Genomic DNA, 17,368 nt, shown 5'->3' with positions numbered 1-17,368 from the left:
TGGTCTAAGATGTACTATCCGAAAATGGTGGGGCTGGAGAGACTCGAACTCTCACACCTTGCGGCGCCAGAACCTAAATCTGGTGCGTCTACCAATTCCGCCACAGCCCCATTTTCCGTTACTCTATCATCAAAAGCGATTAAGTTCAAACGCTATCTAGACAGTTAACTGATTCGGTAGTGCGTCTCAGTGGTTGGCTATTATATAGAGTTTGAATTTTTGGTCAACCCCTATTTGCGATTATTTTTAATTATTTTGCATTTATTTTCATGTATTTTTATAAATAATTGATATTAATGGTTTTTTAATATTGCATTTTAAACCTTTATTTACTCTTTCGATGGCACTCTGGGTGCAGAGATATCTAATTGCTGTAATTTACGAGTGAGGGTATTGCGACCCCAACCAAGTAAGCTTGCCGCTTCTATCTTTTTGCCACCACTATGGTTGAGTGCTGCTGTCAATAAAACCCGCTCAAACTCAGGCGTGGCCGTTTGTAGAATATCAGTTTCGCCTGTATTAAGAGACTGCTCAGCCCAGATAGCGAGCGCTTTTTGCCAATTTGGACTGGCAGGAGCTTGAGTGACTTGATCATTTTGGTCGTGATTATTTTGGCTGTGATTATTTAAGTCATCGTTATTTTGCAGCTGAGGGTTCACTGTATTTGCTTGTGGTGATGAGTCATGCTCTTGGTACAGCTCTGAGTCTAGAGCCGTGTTTTCTAATAGCTCTGGGGGCAAATCTGTTGCCATTACCGTATCACCAGTCGCCATCACTGTCAGCCATAGGCAGACGTTCTCAAGTTGACGCACATTACCGCGCCAGTCAAAGGTCTGCATCATCTGTAAGGCCGCAGGATGCAAATGCTTCGGTGTTGTGTTCATTTGCTCGGCGGCAGACTGCATAAAATAGGTCGCTAATGCAGGAATGTCTTCGGGACGTTTACGCAGTGGTGGCAGCGGTAGACGAATGACATTGAGACGATAAAACAAATCTTCACGAAATCGATTTTGTTTTACTAATTCTTCCAAGTTTTGATGAGTGGCGGCGATGATACGGACGTCTACTTGGATCGGCTGCTGTCCACCAACGCGGTAAAACTCGCCATTGGCCAGTACGCGTAACAGACGTGTTTGGGTGCTAAAGGGCATGTCGCCAATTTCATCCAAAAATAACGTACCACCATTAGCCTGCTCAAAACGTCCTTGGCGGGTTGTCGTTGCGCCAGTAAACGCGCCTTTCTCGTGACCAAATAATTCAGACTCAATCAAGTCATGTGGGATGGCTGCCATATTGAGTGCGATAAATGGTTGCTGTTTGCGCGGTGAATGCTGATGCAAGGCACTGGCAACCAACTCTTTACCTGTTCCGGACTCTCCGGTGATCAAGACAGAAATAGGGGACTGCGCCAATCTACCAATAGCACGAAACACGGTTTGCATGGCTTGTGATTGACCAATGATACCGCTCGGATTGCTATTAGCTTTAGAGGCAGTTGTCACCTCAGCTTTATTTTTGCTGTGTTTAGAGGAGGTATTGGCAGGTGTTTCAGGTTTTATATCACTGTTAGCGCGCGCGTCAATTGTGGTTTGGGTACCAGACTCGTTCGAATAATGAGCTATCGCCATATTTGGCTGGTAGTTAATCGCTTTATAGATAGTGGCAACAGCATCATCTAGGTCAAAGGGCTTTGGCAAGTATTCAAACGCACCGGTCTGATAGCTATTAATCGCAGAGGTGAGGTCTGAGTGCGCTGTCATAATGACAATCGGCATGTCCGGAAAGTGCTGGTGTACCCAGTCGCTAAATGACAATCCATCCATCATTGGCATACGAATATCAGTCAATATTACATCTGGCAGCTGTGTGGCTGACTCTTGCTGTTTTAGTGCATCATTGAGCCGAGTCCATGCTGCCTGCGCTTGGGTAAAACTGATAACGGTCAATCCAGCATCTTCAAACGTATCTGCCAATACCATACGCAGCGCTGCATCATCGTCGATTAACCAGAGCGTTGCAGGCTGATCGCTGGGTGCATTGTTGACGGTGACTATTGGAGAGTGTGCATCGCTTTTAGGGTTTTGGTTGTCACTGTATTGGGTCATGTATCGGGCCTAATGAGCAATTGTTATTGTCGGTTTGGGATTGGGTATCTTACAATTTAGCAGTTTTATGTCGCCATGTGTTCTATGATTCAGTGACGGGCTGCGTAAAAGGCAAATATAGTGTAAAGCGTGTTTGTTTGCCGTTCGCCTCCTCTGTAGAGCTCACATCAATCATACCATGATGATGGCTGATAATATCTTGTACGATAGATAAGCCAAGACCAGTACCTGCTGCACGGCTGGTCACCATCGGAAAAAATATTTGTCCGATAAGAGCCGGATCAATGCCTGAACCATTGTCAGTGATAGTGATTTGCAGCACTTGCTTGTGCTGCTGCCCGACAATCGTATGCTGAAAGGCAACGCGCGTTTGAATGTGCAAAGTTGGCTGATAAGCAGTCTCTCTATCGGTCTGCACGTCGGTCAATGGCAACTCCTTAGACGCAGAGAGTTTGTTCTGTTGTAGCGTTTGCTCAAACTCAGTCATAGACTCACACGCATTATTCATAATATTTAAAAATACCTGAATCAATTGGTCTTTGTCAGCACACAACTCAGGCAACGACAAATCATAATCTCTCTGTATCGTCACTTGTGGGTATTGACTGACTACCAAGGTCAAAACATGCTCTAGTGGCTCATGGACATTCAGCGTTTGCCAGTTTGGCAGCTGGTTTGAGCCAAGTAGCTGAGCAATCAGGTGCGTCAAACGGTCAGTTTCTGAGATGATAATGTCGGTATAGTTACGCAGCTTTTGATTCATTTTTTGCAAATCATCGTTTGTGCCAGTGCTAGCGTCCTGTGAGATACCAAGCGCGTTAGAGTGACTATTGGCCGCCGTCGTATTCGCATCACTGAATTTAATAAACTGTCGCTGCAATAACTGCGCTGCACCCCGAATGCCCGCAAGTGGGTTTTTGATTTCATGCGCGACCGACCGTAGCATGTGACGAGCAACCGCATATTGCTGCTGCTGCCGCTGCTCCTCTGAGATGCGACTTTGGCGGTCTTTGCCCCACATCTCGATGATGAAATACGACTGCTGCTCGTAGATAACAGGCGTCACGCTATAATCGACTGAGAGTAGTAGGTTGCCATTCAAAGGCGTTTGGATGACATGATCATGGTCAATGAAAGGCTGTTGGTAGTTTTGTGCTTGATTGAACCGTTCCGTCAAAGAGTAGAGGGGTTCATCCAGAGGTTTATTTTCACTATCATCACTGACATTGTCGATAGAAGCGTTTTCTTTTAATTTTAATTCATCGGGTGCCAATAGCGTCAAGATAGATTGGTTGATTAACCTTCCACTACTAATGGCAAGTAATTGCTCCGCTTGAGCATTTAAACGGGTTATCGATAACTGATCATTGACCCACAAAATAGCGGTGAATAGATGCTGTGATACGAATGCTAAATCAGGGGTGGTTTTGGTGGTGATAAAATCAGCAGTCATGGATAGTGCCCATAAAAATAGGATGTTTGAATCAATATTTAACCATAAATCAAGACTATAGAGCGGCAAAACTGGTGATTTTTGCAAAAAAAACGTACAATGCGCTCAGCCAATTTATCTCTAGCAAGGTCAGCCATGTCCAAAACTTCTACCGAGTCAGTGAACACGACAACGACAAACTCTCTATTAGCCGCAAAAGACGCTGCGAAAGAAACAGTCACTATCTTTAATCCTGCAAAGCCATCAGTGGCACAAGAGCAGAGTCAGGCAGATGTCAGTCAAGCACATACTGACCAGCCTTATCATCATAAAGCCAACCACAATCAAAACCGCAGCATTGCTCAAAGCAGCCACGCTACTTCAGCCTCGACGGCGAATGCCACGGCGACGATGCCAGTCAGCGCTGCACCAAAGATTGGGTTTGTGTCATTAGGTTGCCCAAAAGCCTTGGTGGATAGTGAGCGTATTATCACTGAGCTGAGCCGTGACGGTTATCAAGTCGCAAGCGACTATGACGGTGCGGATTTGGTCGTGGTCAATACCTGCGGCTTTATTGAGTCAGCGGTGCAAGAGTCGCTTGATGCGATTGGCGAGGCCATTAGCAAAAACGGTAAAGTGATTGTCACCGGTTGCCTAGGCAAAGAAGCGGACAAAATACGTGAAATGCATCCCGCTGTACTCGCAGTGACAGGCGCGCATGCCTATGATGAAGTGATTACAGCCGTCGCACAGCACGTGCCAAGACCAAATCGCAGCTTGGATGCCAACTATGATCCAAAAATAGATTTGATTAATGAAGCGGGTATCAAACTGACCCCAAGCCATTATGCATATCTAAAAATCTCAGAAGGCTGCAACCACCGCTGTACGTTCTGCATTATCCCAAGCTTACGCGGTGATTTGGTATCGCGCCCGATCGATAATGTGATGAACGAAGCACTGGCGCTCAAAAAAGCTGGCGTGAAAGAATTACTTATCATCTCGCAAGACACCTCTGCTTACGGTCTTGATCTCAAGTATAAGACCAGTTTTTGGAACGGCATGCCGCTCAAGTCTAAATTCTATGACTTATGCCAGGCATTGAACGATTTGGGTGTTTGGGTACGCTTGCATTATGTCTATCCGTATCCGCATGTAGACAAAGTCGTTGAGCTAATGGGCGAGAAGAAACTGTTGCCTTATCTTGATATTCCGTTCCAGCATGCCAGTCATCGCATCCTAAAAGCGATGAAACGTCCTGCACACAGCGAAAACACCTTAGCGCGTATCAAAGCATGGCGTGATATCTGCCCTGATATTGTGATTCGTTCGACCTTTGTGGTTGGTTTCCCGGGTGAGACTGAAGAGGATTTTCAGTGCTTGCTTGACTGGTTGGTTGAAGCGCGCCTTGATCGCGTGGGGGCATTTACGTATTCAGAAGTAGAAGGCGCGGTGGCTAATGATTTGCCAGACCATGTCCCTGAAGATGTTAAGCAATCTCGCTACGAGCGTTTGATGGCGCTGCAACAAGATATCTCAGCGCAAAAACTACAAGAAAAAGTCGGTAAAACCTTAATGGTATTGGTCGATGAGATTGATAGTGATGAGAATATCGCTATTTGTCGTAGTTATGCTGATGCGCCTGAAATTGATGGTCATGTCTATGTTGATGACATTACTGCTCAAGTTAAAGTAGGGCAGTTCCTAACCGTGACGATTGATGATGCTAGCGAATATGATCTATTTGCCAGTTATCAAGGTTAGATGTTCGATAAGATATACGAGTGAAAATTGCCCAATGGCGGGCAGTTTTTGCTACAATTAGCGCAATTTAGCCTGTTTAATACGCTTGTCTTTAAGCGCAGCGTTACGGGCAAACTTGATTTGTGTTTTACCCATAATTTTCTTTATAATTTCATGATAATAAGGTGACCTCATGTCTGACAAAAACCCGCGTTACGCTCGTATCTTGCTAAAACTCTCTGGCGAAGCCTTGGCTGGTAGCAAAGACATGGGTATTGATACCGAAGTGCTCGACAAAATGAGCCTGTCTATCGCTCACTTGCGTGGACTAGGTGTTCAGGTCGGTATCGTGGTTGGCGGTGGTAACTTATATCGCGGCGCACAATTACAAAAAGAAGGTCTCGTTGGCCGCGTTACTGGTGACCAGATGGGTATGCTAGCCACTGTTATGAATGGTCTGGCGATGCGTGATGCGCTTGAGCGTCGCAACATAAAAACCCGCTTGATGTCAGCGTTACCGATTGGTGAAGTTACTGAAAGCTATAGCAGTCGTAATGCCATTCGTTATCTTAAAAACGGCGAAGTTTGTATCTTTGTCGCAGGTACGGGTAATCCATTCTTTACTACTGACACTGCTGCTTGTTTACGCGGTATCGAAATCGAAGCTGGTTTAATTTTAAAAGCGACTAAGGTCGATGGCGTTTATGACAAAGACCCGAGCTTACATGATGATGCAGTCAAATATGACGGTCTGACTTTTGATGAAGTACTAGAGCAAAAGCTAGGCGTCATGGATTTAACGGCTATCGCATTGTGCCGTGAGCATAACGTACCGCTACAAGTGTTTGATATGACTAAGCCTAATGCATTATTGAATGTCATTATGGGTGAAAACGAAGGCACACGCGTTTTTCATTAATTAATTCCCTGCATTGATGTAGCGTTGTTCGGTCACTTTAATGAGTGGCTAATAACAAAAAGTAGCTAATAACAAATATCCCAATAGCAAATAAAAAATTTGTCGATAGCGATAAATAAGGACACATAATGATTAAAGAGATTAAGCAAGACGGTGAAGCACGCATGCAAAAAACGTTGGAAGCGCTTGAGAGTACTTTCAGTAAAGTTCGCACTGGACGTGCACACCCAGGTATGTTGTCAGGCGTGATGGTCAGCTACTATGGTTCTGATACACCGCTGAACCAAGTAGCAAGCGTCAACGTTGAAGACTCACGTACGTTATTGGTTCAACCGTTTGACCGTACGATGGTACAAGCAGTAGACAAAGCCATTCGCGAAGCAGATTTGGGCCTAAATCCAATGACAGCTGATGTGATTCGTGTGCCAATGCCAGCGTTGACAGAAGAAACACGTCGCGATATGCAAAAGCTTGCGCGTGGCGAAGCAGAAGGCAGCCGTGTGTCTATTCGTAATATTCGCCGCGATATGATGAACGATATCAAGGACTTGGCCAGAGAGAAAGAAATCTCAGAAGATGATGAGCGCCGTGCTAACGATGATATCCAAAAAATCACTGACAAGTACATTGAAACTATCGATAGTCGCCTGAGTAAAAAAGAAAGCGATTTGATGGAAGTTTAAGACGAGCAGTTTTGCCATCCATCATTCATGGCAAAACTTAGTTCAGAGTATTATCTACATTTTAGCAGCCAATACTTTGTAGTTATTGGCTGTTTATTATTGGCTAAACTGATATGACCCATTAATACATTCATAGTTTTTTAATCCCTATTAAGTTTATGGCAAACTATAGGCTGTAGAGCGCGTTTTGCAATCTATTAAGAGCGTTGATAAAGCAATTATGATAAGTTTGTGAATTGTACTTGTAAGACTTTTTTAACATTGTCGCACACGTTATTATTATTTTACCTTAACAATAAGCAAGTTCGCCTATGTCCACTTCAGCCGTCACGGCTTCTGTTCTTCTTCCACGTCATATTGCTATCATTATGGATGGTAATAATCGCTATGGTAAAGCCAATAATTTAGGCAAAGGCCAAGGGCATGTGGTGGGTAAAGATGCATTAGATCCCATCGTTGAATACTGTGTCGAAACTGGTATCGAGGTTCTGACCGTATTTGCTTTCTCTAGTGAAAACTGGCAACGTCCACCCAGTGAGGTGGCGCTATTAATGCAGTTACTAACCTCGACTATTCATGAGCAAATGCCGCGTATGAATGAATATCGTATTCGCTTACGTTTTATCGGTGATCGCAGTCAGCTTAGTGATAGTTTGCAAACATTGATGAGGGATGCCGAAGTAGAAACCGCAGGCTTTGATGCCATGACATTGGTAATTGCGATTAGCTACGGTGGACAATGGGATATTGCTCATGCAGCAAAACAGCTGGCGCAGCAAGTGCAGGCAGGTGAGTTGAGAGCTGAAGATATTAGTGCAGAAATGCTCGGTGAGAAAGTACAACTGGCAGATGCTCCAGCAGTAGACATGCTGGTTCGTACCGGTGGTGATTACCGAATATCAAATTTTTTATTATGGCAAGCGGCCTATGCGGAGTTGTTTTTCACGCCAACTTTATGGCCAGATTTTGTTCCAGAAGAACTGGCTTCGATGATTGCTGAGTTTGCAAAGCGTCAACGCCGGTTTGGTAAAACCAGCGAGCAGGTAGGGATAGAGCAGCATAGTCGCTGACTCAATAGTAGCCATAAAAATTCAGACAGTATTCTCTAGGTCGCTAATACCGCTTGCTTACGAGATGATAAACCGTTTTAATGAGGGTCAATGCTATTAATGGGCACAGGTCTATTAACTGTTATAATGCATTTTTTTGACTGTACCTTCTTCATTATTATAAGGCTCGATAAGTATGTGGCAACGAATTAGAACGGCAATTGTTCTCGTTATTATCGTTGGTATTGCAATGTTTGCGAGCCAAACCCCTATTTTATTCGCACCGCTTTTAGCCGTTGGCGTAATTATCGCAGCTCATGAATGGGCGAAGTTGATGCCGAAGTGGCGTCAACCTATTGTCTTTGTGCTATTAGTTTTAGTGATAACTGTCCTATCGCTTATGTTTAAGGTGACTTGGTTATTTTGGTGGACGGCCTCGCTTGTCATATGGCTGATGGCATTGTCTTGGGTACGTGCATTCCCAACAAAGACAAAATGGTATGGAAAACATCTAGCGTTATTGGGTGTGGTTATTTTGACAGCCTCTATTACTGCGATTTTTTACCTCTGGCAGCTATCAGCATGGTGGCTACTCTATGTGTTTTTATTGGTCTGGTGTGCTGATAGCGGTGCTTACTTTGTTGGTCGTAAGCTTGGCCGCCGCAAAATGGCACCCAATGTCTCACCCAATAAGAGTATGGAAGGATTGGCCGGTGGTTTGATTACAGGTCTACTGGTAGTCGTTGCGATCAGTGTGTTTAAGCTACAACTGACGGGCGCAGCGCTAGTCGCCTTTGTGGCACTATCGGCGCTAACGATTCTGGCTTCTGTGCTTGGTGATCTTTTTGAGTCAATGCTCAAGCGCCGTGCTGATGTCAAAGACTCTGGTACCATCTTACCAGGGCATGGTGGTGTACTTGATCGTATTGATTCATTGCTATCTGCAACTCCGATATTCGCACTTGGCTTTTGGGCGATACAGCAGCTAGGTTTGATTGTGGTATAAGACAACAAAGTCACTTAGCTGACTTTATGGTGTGATAAGCAAGCGAAGTGACCGTTTTGGCTAGTCTTTTACAACGGTCTTATTTATTACTATATAGCCTTATTATCCTTTATATTTTTTAAACCTCATTTACTCTTTTCTTATTCTCTAAATATTAAATATCATAGGCATTAATGGTTATGACGCAACGCATCGCCGTACTAGGCGCGACAGGCTCGATTGGCGATAGCACATTAGCAATATTAGCGGCGCAACCGCAACATTATGAAGTCTACGCATTGTCAGGCTACCACCGTTTAGATAAGCTGTTTGCGCTCTGTCAGCAGTTTTTGCCTAAGCGCGTCAATGTGCCAACGGCAGCTGTGGATGATTTTGCCAAAAGGCTCAAAGCAGTAGGAATTGATAGTGATGTAGTAGGGGGCGAGGAAGGTCTAGTAGATATAGCCACTGATTCACAAACTGATACTGTTGTTGCTGCCATCGTAGGCGCGGCAGGACTGCCTTCTACCTTAGCAGCAGCACGCGCAGGTAAGCGTATTTTGCTCGCCAATAAAGAAGCGCTGGTGATGGCAGGGCAGGTAATGATCAATGCGGTCAAAACACATAACGCTACGTTGTTACCCCTCGATTCTGAGCACAATGCCATTTTTCAGTGCTTACCACTTGCTATTCAGCAAGACAATACGCAAATTCATCAGCCAAATCATGGTGTCCGTAAACTATGGTTAACAGCCTCTGGTGGGCCATTTTTGCAGCAGTCTTTTGAACAGATGCAGCAAGCAACTGTCGCAGAGGCAGTCAAGCACCCTAACTGGTCAATGGGTCAGAAGATATCTGTCGACTCAGCCACAATGATGAATAAGGGGCTTGAGCTGATCGAGGCTTGTCATTTATTTGATTTGCCTGAAAATAAAATAAATGTGGTCATTCATCCACAAAGTATCATTCACTCAATGGTAGAATATAGCGATGGTAGCTTTTTAGCACAGCTTGGCAGTCCAGATATGAAAACCCCAATTGCCCATGCGCTCAGCTATCCTAGCCGTATCGATAGCGGTTCGCAGCCATTAGATTTATATGCACTTAGTGGTTTGGAGTTCATCGAGCCTGATCTGCAAAAATTTGCCTGCCTACGTTTGGCTCGTCAAGCAATGCAAGCAGGTACGCAGGCGACTATTGTATTGAATGCAGCTAACGAAATTGCAGTAGCAGCATTTTTGGATGGACAAATTCGCTTAACTGATATCGCTGATATCAATGAGCAAGCCTTAAACGATATACAGCTGCCACCATTAACTGAAACGGCTGATATAGAAGATATATTAGCCATTGACAAGATAGCACGTCACCTTACGGATAAACTTGTGGCAAAGTTGGCGTAATCGCGGCAATCATTAGCAATAGATAGTCTCTTAATTAAAAGATGGTGCTAATAAACGATATTAGTGAAGATGTCGATGTTAATGTTGATAAAAGATACTAAGCAACAATACTGAGAAAAGATCATGACGTTTTTATTAACGCTTCTTGCGGCAATATTTGTCTTAGGTCCACTCATTGCCTTACATGAGTGGGGGCACTATATCGTGGCACGGATGTGCGGCGTCAAAGTATTAACATACTCTATCGGTTTTGGCCCTAAACTGTTTGGTTGGACCAGCAAAAAAAGTGGAATCGACTATCGTATCTCGGCATTGCCACTCGGCGGCTATGTCAAAATGCTTGATGAGCGTGAAGGCAATGTCGCAAAAGATGAACGGCATCTTGCGTTTAATTATCAGCATCCGCTCAAGAAGATTGCGATTGTCGCCGCTGGCCCTATCATGAATTTCATCATTGCCATTGCGCTCTTTTGGGTGTTGTTTATGACGCCGTCTGAGCAGTTGGCTACGAAAATCGGGCAAGTACTGCCAGATACCCCAGCTGCGATGGCGCAATTACCTGTTGGTGATAAGATTGTTGCGATTGATGGACACGACGTACAGACGTGGGAAGGTATCAATTATCGCCTTGCAGGACGGATGGGTGAGACAGACAATGTGAGTATTACACTACAGTCAGACGCCCAAACCAATCAGTCGATCAAAACCTATCAAGCACCAGTCACACAATTTATGCAGGGTGATGCACAAGGTAAAGATGCATTGACCAGCTTTGGTATGTTACCGTGGCAGCCACAGATTGCCCCGATTGTCGGTGAATTGGCGCCTGATGGTGCGGCTAGCCGTCAAGGTCTACAGGTGGGCGATCGTATTACTGCCATCAATAATCAAAACATTGACGATTGGATTAGCGCCACGCGTATTATTCGTGATAATCCCGAGGTGTTACTTAATTTTACCGTATTGCGTGATGACAAAACGGTGCAATTGCAAATTATGCCGCAAGGTAAAAAAGACAACTTGGGTAATGATTACGGTCAAATTGGCGCCATGGTAGACCAGACTGAGATTGTTATTCCTGATGCTTACAAAACCACCGTGGTTTATGGCCCTGGCGAGTCATTGGTTAAATCATTTGAAAAGACTGAGCAACTAGCCGTGATGACAGTAAGCTCGATGGGAAAAATGCTCTCAGGTATGATTGGTCTGGATAACTTGTCAGGTCCGATTACCATTGCCAAAGTTGCCAAGCAAAGCTTTGATATCAGTTGGCAGATGGTATTATCGACGGCTGCATTGATTAGCCTGAGTCTTGCTGTATTGAATCTTTTACCGATTCCAGTATTGGATGGTGGTCATATCGTTTATCATTTTATCGAACTGATTCGCGGTAAACCGCTCTCTGAAGGGGTGCAAATGGTGGGGTTAAATATCGGTTTACTCTTACTGGCAGGTTTCATGGTGTTAGCAATTGGTAATGACATCAGTAGGCTGTTTTGATCGGTTAATGAGTAATATAATCAATAAAGCACGATATACTAATGGTTTAATGGCGCTTACGCTTTGATTGTTGCTATTATACGCAAGATACTTTGTGTCATAGCCTCTGTACTAATCGTAATTTTTAGTTTATTTTGTGATGCTTTTTATATAAAGTGTTTTGAGTCAGCCACGCATGGAGTTGCGACTTTGTGCAAATGGGCTGGACAACATGTGCTTTTTAACTTAACTTTAGCAAGTTTTTTATTGACGGATAGTGTTTATGCGTACGCCTTTATTTATGAGCGCGGCTGGGTTGCCGTTAGTTGTAACGATGATGAGTATGCCGGTACAGGCTGCAGAATTTGTAGTGACTGACATCGGTTTCAATGGCTTGCAACGCCTAACCCCTGATAGCCTCTATCCGGTTCTACCTATTACGGTAGGAGATACGGTAAATGACAGTAGCTTAGCTGCCAGTATCAAGGCACTGTATGCGACTGAAAACTTTGCTGATATTCAAAGCCGTGTCGAAGGTGGCAATCTAAGGTTTGATGTTATTGAACGTCCAACCATTGCCGAAGTGAATTTTGAAGGTAACAAACTCATTCCCAAAGAAGGGCTTGAGCAAGGCCTTGGGAATGCTGGACTGTCTGTCGGTAATGTACTGAAGCAATCGACCCTGCAAGGCGTTGCTAATGAGCTACAACAGCAGTATATCAGTCAAGGCTATTACAACAGTAATATTGAAGTAGATCAGACAGTACTTGATGGTAACCGCGTCAAGCTTGATGTGCGCTTTATCGAAGGTAAGCCTGCTAAAGTTGTTGATATCAATGTGATTGGTAACAAACATTTTAGTGATGAAGAAATCAAAGATGTCTTTGCTGTAAAAGAATCATCATGGACACGCTTACTATCAAAATCTGATCGATATGCACAAGAAAAACTGGCTGCCAGTTTAGACAATTTAAAAGCATTGTATCAAAACGATGGTTATGTGCGTTTCGCAGTAGATAACGCGGTACTTAATATTAGTGAAGATAAACGTAGTGTGTTTATCGAAGTCAGTTTGAGTGAAGGGGAGCAATATCAGTTTGGTGACGTCAATTTCTTGGGTAAGCCTACTTTCGATAATAACGAACTAGAAGAGCTGGTTACTTTTGCGCCTAATGAAAAATATTCACAAGCCAAACTGGATGACACAACAGCCGCGCTCAAAAGACGCTACGGTAACGAAGGGTATTATTTAGCTCAAGTTAGACCCGTACCACGCATTAATGACGACACCAAAATGGTTGACGTGGATTATTATATCGATCCTGCACGTCCTATTTATGTTCGCCGTATCAACTTCACAGGTAATATCAAAACTCAAGATGAAGTATTGCGCCGTGAGATGCGTCAGTTGGAAGGGTCTCTTGCCTCTAGCGAAAAAATTCAACTATCGCGTACGCGTCTTATGCGTACCGGTTTCTTCAAAGCTGTTAATGTTGACGTAAAACCAGTACCCAATCAGCCAGATCAAGTAGATGTCAACTATACAGTAGAAGAGCAACCTTCTGGTAGTTCAACGATTGCAGCAGGTTACTCGCAGAGCGGCGGTGTTACTTTTCAGTTGGATTTAACCCAAAATAACTTTATGGGTACTGGTAACCGCGTTAAAGCCGCACTATCACGTTCAGAGACACGCGATTCGTATAGCTTAGGATATACCGATCCATACTTTACAGAAAATGGCGTCTCGCAAGGCGTGAGTGCTTACTATCGCGAAACCAAATATGATGATAGAAACGTTAGTAATTATGTCACTGATGCCTACGGTGCGACATTAAATTACAGCTATCCTGTGGATGAGACCAAGCGTGTCAGTGCTGGTCTAAATGTTGATAATACGTCAGTTCGTGGTGGTCGTTTCCTTGGTATATCAAACGCGCAAGAAATCATTGATGATGGTGGTACTGTTGAAAACTTTACTGGGGATTTTGAAGGTCGTACTGGCTTTAAAAATGACTATCAGACTTACAACTTGCTGTTTGGGTGGGATTACAGCACATTAGATCGCCCAGTGTTTCCAACCAAAGGTATGAGTCACACTGTTGATGCCACCATTGGTCTTGGCGATGCTAATTATCAGAAACTTGTTTATAGCGGCAATGTGTATTACCCGCTTTATAAAGACTTGGTGGCGCGTGGTTATACGAAACTGGGTTATGGTAACGACTTACCATTCTATGAGAATTTTTACGCGGGCGGTTATGGTTCAGTACGTGGTTATGAATCTTCAACGTTAGGACCTAAGTCACAAGGCTACTTCGATGCCATCAGTTCTGATAGACGTTTTAAAGATGAAGAGGTCGGTGGTAATGCGTTAGTTACCTTCGGTAGTGAGCTGATCTTACCGATGCCGTTTAAAGGGGATTGGGCAGATCAAGTGCGTCCAGTACTATTTGCTGAAGGTGGTCAGGTATTCGATACGAGTGATAAAGAAGATCGCACTTTTATCGACCCTAATACTGGTGATCCTGCTGTGAATGCAGATGGTTCTGAGATAAAGCTACTAACTCAAGATAATAATTTCCGTTTTAGTGCAGGTGCAGGTGTGACTTGGTATACACCAATTGGTCCAATTTCACTCAGTTATGCCGTACCTTTTGGTGATAAAGAAGGGGACGAAACTGAAAAAGTCCAGTTCCAGATTGGTAATACATTCTAGATCGTCAATATTATCTAAATATATCTAATCGTTCTCAAATATTTGTCTAAGTAAGTTAGAATGTCATTAGTTCCCAGTAGGTCGTCAAAACACATTGTTATTTTGACGACCGTTTTATATATAACAATAGTCTATTAATAGTCATTATGATAACGATTGAGCAACTTATCACTCGGATTGAGCAGCGTCAGCCCATTATCAATAAGGCTGATATTAGTGCTGAGCAGTTACGTCACCCATTTAACAGTGTTGGAAGTTTAACCACTGCTGACCAAAAGCAGCTAAGCTTTTTGGCAGACCCTCACTATATCTCTAGTTTGTCCGGTAGCCAAGCAGGTGCAGTATTGGTCACCCAAGAGTATCGTGACCAAGTACCTGAGTCAGCCTTAGCGTTGGTTGTCTCTAACCCATACCTAGCTTACGCTAGCGCTAGCCAACTATTTGCCCGTCAGTCACTATCTGCTGGAATCCATCCTAGCGCTGTGATCTCTGATAGCGCTGTGATTGGTGATGATGTCAATATTGGTCCTTTTTGTGTCATTGGCGACTATGTGCGAATAGGGGCGCGTAGCTCACTTGATGCCCATGTGGTGATTGAAGCGCATTCTGAGATCGGTACTGACAGTGTTATCAAATCGCAAGTGGTTATTGGCCATGATTGTGTCATTGGTAACTACGCAAGATTGCATGCGGGTGCGAGTATTGGTGCCGAAGGGTTTGGCTTTGCTCCTACCAACAATCCTAGTGTTTCAGGCTGGGAGCGTATCGCTCAGCTAGGCCGTGTGATTATTGGTGATTATGTACGCATTGGTAGCCACACCTGCATCGATCGCGGCGCCATTAATGATACGGTTATTGGTAATCATGTTATTATTGATAATTTGGTTCAAATTGCCCATAACGTACGTATTGGTGATGGTACTGCCATTGCCTCCCAAACGGGTATTGCCGGCAGTACGACTATAGGTAAACGCTGCATTATTGGTGGTGCTGTCGGTATCACAGGGCACATCGAAATTACAGATGATGTGGTTTTATCAGGTATGACCATGGTTACCAAATCTATAAAAACTGCTGGTTCTTACTCTTCTGGAACTGCTGCTATGCCAACTGCTAATTGGCGCCGTGCAGCGGTACGCTTTCGTCAGCTTGGTCGTGATTAATGCGAACACATACAAACAATAAACATCCAAAACATAGCAAGGAAGCCTCATTATGAGCAATAACCATATAGATATCCCAACTGATGAAGACATCAAAAGCTTGGCTGAGCAAGGTCTTACCCTGCCACTGACGTATCATACGATTAAGCATTATTTACCACATCGTTATCCTTTTATGTTGGTCGATAGAGTGGTTGCTTGTACACCAGGAGAGTGCATTACGGGTATCAAAAATGTGACCATTAATGAAGAGTTTTTTAATGGGCATTTTCCTGACGAGCCAATCATGCCAGGGGTATTGATGGTAGAGGCAATGGCACAGGTTTCAGGCATACTTGGGTTCATTACTGCAGGTCTGACTTCAGAAGATGGCTATCTGTATTTATTTGCTGGTGTGGATAAAGTACGTTTTAAACGCCGAGTCATTCCTGGTGATCAACTCATCATTCGTGCCAAGACAGTGATGCAGCGCCATGGTATTTATAAGTTTGATTGTACGGTGCATGTCGAAGACGAACTTGCTGCGAGTGCTCAAATCATGATTGCGCGTCAAGAACAGCAAAAAATCAAAGACAGTAAAAGTGCCTAAGTTGGTAATGAGTTAGCATTCATAAGGCGCTATATCGAATCGATCTTCACAATTATAATGAGCTATTATATTGATATTTAACAAAGCAGCGGATATTGGCCTCATTCATGAAGCCAAACCAGCTGCATTTGGCTGACTATTTATTTGCATTAAATGATACAAGGGCCCACATCATGAGTCAGATTCACCCTACAGCACTCATCTCACCATCTGCACAGATTGATGAGACTGCCATCATTGGTCCTTACTGTATCATTGGTGATGAAGTGTCAATTGGACCACATACTGTGTTGCATAGGCATGTCGTTGTAACTAGGTTGACTCGTATTGGCGCGCATAACCAGTTTTATCAGTTTGCGAGTGTTGGAGAAGATCCTCAGGATCTAAAGTATGCAGGTGAGCGTACTTGGCTCGAGATTGGCGATCACAATACGATTCGCGAAGCTTGTAGCCTACATCGCGGTACTGCACAAGATAGTGAGCTGACCAAGATAGGTAGTCATAACTTGTTAATGGTCAATACTCATGTGGCGCATGATTGTGTGATTGGCGATCATAATGTACTGGCAAATAATGTGGGCGTTGCAGGTCATGTGACTATCGGTAGCCATACAATCATCGGTGGTAATTCAGGTATTCATCAGTTTTGTACAGTAGATGATTACAGCTTAATCGGCGGTGCCAGTTTGATTTTAAAAGACGTGGCAGCGTTTACGATGGTGTCTGGTAATCCAGCAAAAGCTCATGGCCTGAATATCGAAGGCATGCGCCGAAAAGATTGGTCGAAAGAAACTATTGATGTCTTACGCCAAGCGTATCGTACCGTCTTTAGATCGGGTCTGACCACAGCAAAAGCGTTGGAGGTTCTGCAAGGTGAGCTACTATCTCAAGAGCCAAAAGTCCAATTACTGATTGATTCACTACAAAAAAGTCGTCGCGGGGTGGTGCGTTAAACACATATTGAGCTACCGTAGAAGCTAGGCTAGATAGTTGTTTTTTACAGTTTTAATCTGCCTAAATTTTATTAATAAAAGATAATATTGTCAAAAGCCATAACCAATTGTTATGGCTTTTTATATTTATGAGTACTTGACTTTTTTGG

13 protein-coding genes and 1 tRNA gene are annotated in these 17,368 nt (G+C 43.8%); 11 read left to right on the top strand and 3 right to left on the bottom strand.

The genetic code is table 11. From position 1 onward, the window contains the following. Nucleotides 1-25: 25 nt before the first annotated feature. The 3 genes from ACHUET_RS10305 to ACHUET_RS10295 all read right to left on the bottom strand — a co-directional run bounded on the left by ACHUET_RS10305 (nt 26) and on the right by ACHUET_RS10295 (nt 3,558). A tRNA-Leu gene (locus ACHUET_RS10305) sits at nt 26-110 on the bottom strand. 219 nt (nt 111-329) lie between these two features. Beyond that, nucleotides 330-2,105 carry a sigma 54-interacting transcriptional regulator gene (locus tag ACHUET_RS10300; RefSeq protein WP_394212586.1) on the bottom strand — a complete coding sequence of 592 codons (1,776 nt, stop codon included), beginning with the start codon at nt 2,103-2,105 and terminating at the stop codon, nt 330-332. Between the two features lie 82 nt (nt 2,106-2,187). Beyond that, the gene (locus ACHUET_RS10295) at nt 2,188-3,558 is read right to left on the bottom strand and encodes a two-component system sensor histidine kinase NtrB (protein ID WP_394212584.1); all 1,371 of its coding nucleotides are present in this window, start codon (nt 3,556-3,558) and stop codon (nt 2,188-2,190) included. A gap of 135 nt (nt 3,559-3,693) precedes the next feature. On the opposite strand from ACHUET_RS10295, the gene rimO reads away from it, so the two are divergent. From rimO to lpxA, 11 genes are all read left to right on the top strand, one after another. Beyond that, nucleotides 3,694-5,301 (top strand): 30S ribosomal protein S12 methylthiotransferase RimO, encoded by a 1,608-nt coding sequence (gene rimO / locus ACHUET_RS10290; protein ID WP_394212582.1) that lies wholly within the window; start codon nt 3,694-3,696, stop codon nt 5,299-5,301. A 172-nt stretch (nt 5,302-5,473) separates the two neighbouring features. Continuing rightward, nucleotides 5,474-6,199: a UMP kinase gene (gene pyrH, locus ACHUET_RS10285; protein WP_057759121.1), complete on the top strand. Its 726-nt coding sequence runs from the start codon at nt 5,474-5,476 to the stop codon at nt 6,197-6,199. 128 nt (nt 6,200-6,327) lie between these two features. Beyond that, complete coding sequence (gene frr / locus ACHUET_RS10280) at nt 6,328-6,882, top strand: ribosome recycling factor (protein ID WP_394212581.1); 555 nt, start codon at nt 6,328-6,330, stop codon at nt 6,880-6,882. Nucleotides 6,883-7,193: 311 nt separating this feature from the next. Further along, nucleotides 7,194-7,952, top strand: coding sequence for a polyprenyl diphosphate synthase (uppS, locus tag ACHUET_RS10275; RefSeq protein ID WP_394212579.1), 759 nt, complete (start codon nt 7,194-7,196; stop codon nt 7,950-7,952). A gap of 175 nt (nt 7,953-8,127) precedes the next feature. Then, complete coding sequence (locus ACHUET_RS10270; RefSeq protein ID WP_394212577.1) at nt 8,128-8,937, top strand: phosphatidate cytidylyltransferase; 810 nt, start codon at nt 8,128-8,130, stop codon at nt 8,935-8,937. Nucleotides 8,938-9,110: 173 nt separating this feature from the next. After that, entirely contained in the window at nt 9,111-10,319 is a 1,209-nt protein-coding gene (ispC, locus tag ACHUET_RS10265; protein WP_394212575.1) for a 1-deoxy-D-xylulose-5-phosphate reductoisomerase, read from the top strand. A 123-nt stretch (nt 10,320-10,442) separates the two neighbouring features. Beyond that, on the top strand, nt 10,443-11,819 hold the full coding sequence (gene rseP / locus ACHUET_RS10260) for an RIP metalloprotease RseP (protein ID WP_201601344.1): 1,377 nt from the start codon (nt 10,443-10,445) through the stop codon (nt 11,817-11,819). Between the two features lie 262 nt (nt 11,820-12,081). Further along, a complete protein-coding gene (gene bamA, locus ACHUET_RS10255) occupies nt 12,082-14,514 on the top strand; it encodes an outer membrane protein assembly factor BamA (protein ID WP_394212573.1) in 2,433 nt (810 codons plus the stop codon). Nucleotides 14,515-14,660: 146 nt separating this feature from the next. Next, nucleotides 14,661-15,677, top strand: coding sequence for a UDP-3-O-(3-hydroxymyristoyl)glucosamine N-acyltransferase (gene lpxD / locus ACHUET_RS10250; protein ID WP_394212571.1), 1,017 nt, complete (start codon nt 14,661-14,663; stop codon nt 15,675-15,677). Between the two features lie 52 nt (nt 15,678-15,729). Then, on the top strand, nt 15,730-16,266 hold the full coding sequence (gene fabZ, locus ACHUET_RS10245; protein ID WP_394212569.1) for a 3-hydroxyacyl-ACP dehydratase FabZ: 537 nt from the start codon (nt 15,730-15,732) through the stop codon (nt 16,264-16,266). 173 nt (nt 16,267-16,439) lie between these two features. Beyond that, complete coding sequence (lpxA, locus tag ACHUET_RS10240) at nt 16,440-17,219, top strand: acyl-ACP--UDP-N-acetylglucosamine O-acyltransferase (RefSeq protein WP_394212567.1); 780 nt, start codon at nt 16,440-16,442, stop codon at nt 17,217-17,219. Nucleotides 17,220-17,368: the final 149 nt, after the last annotated feature.

It is taken from the genome of Psychrobacter piscatorii, assembly GCF_043641605.1.
Lineage (GTDB): Bacteria > Pseudomonadota > Gammaproteobacteria > Pseudomonadales > Moraxellaceae > Psychrobacter > Psychrobacter piscatorii_C.
This window is presented reverse-complemented; position numbering and strand designations above follow the sequence as displayed.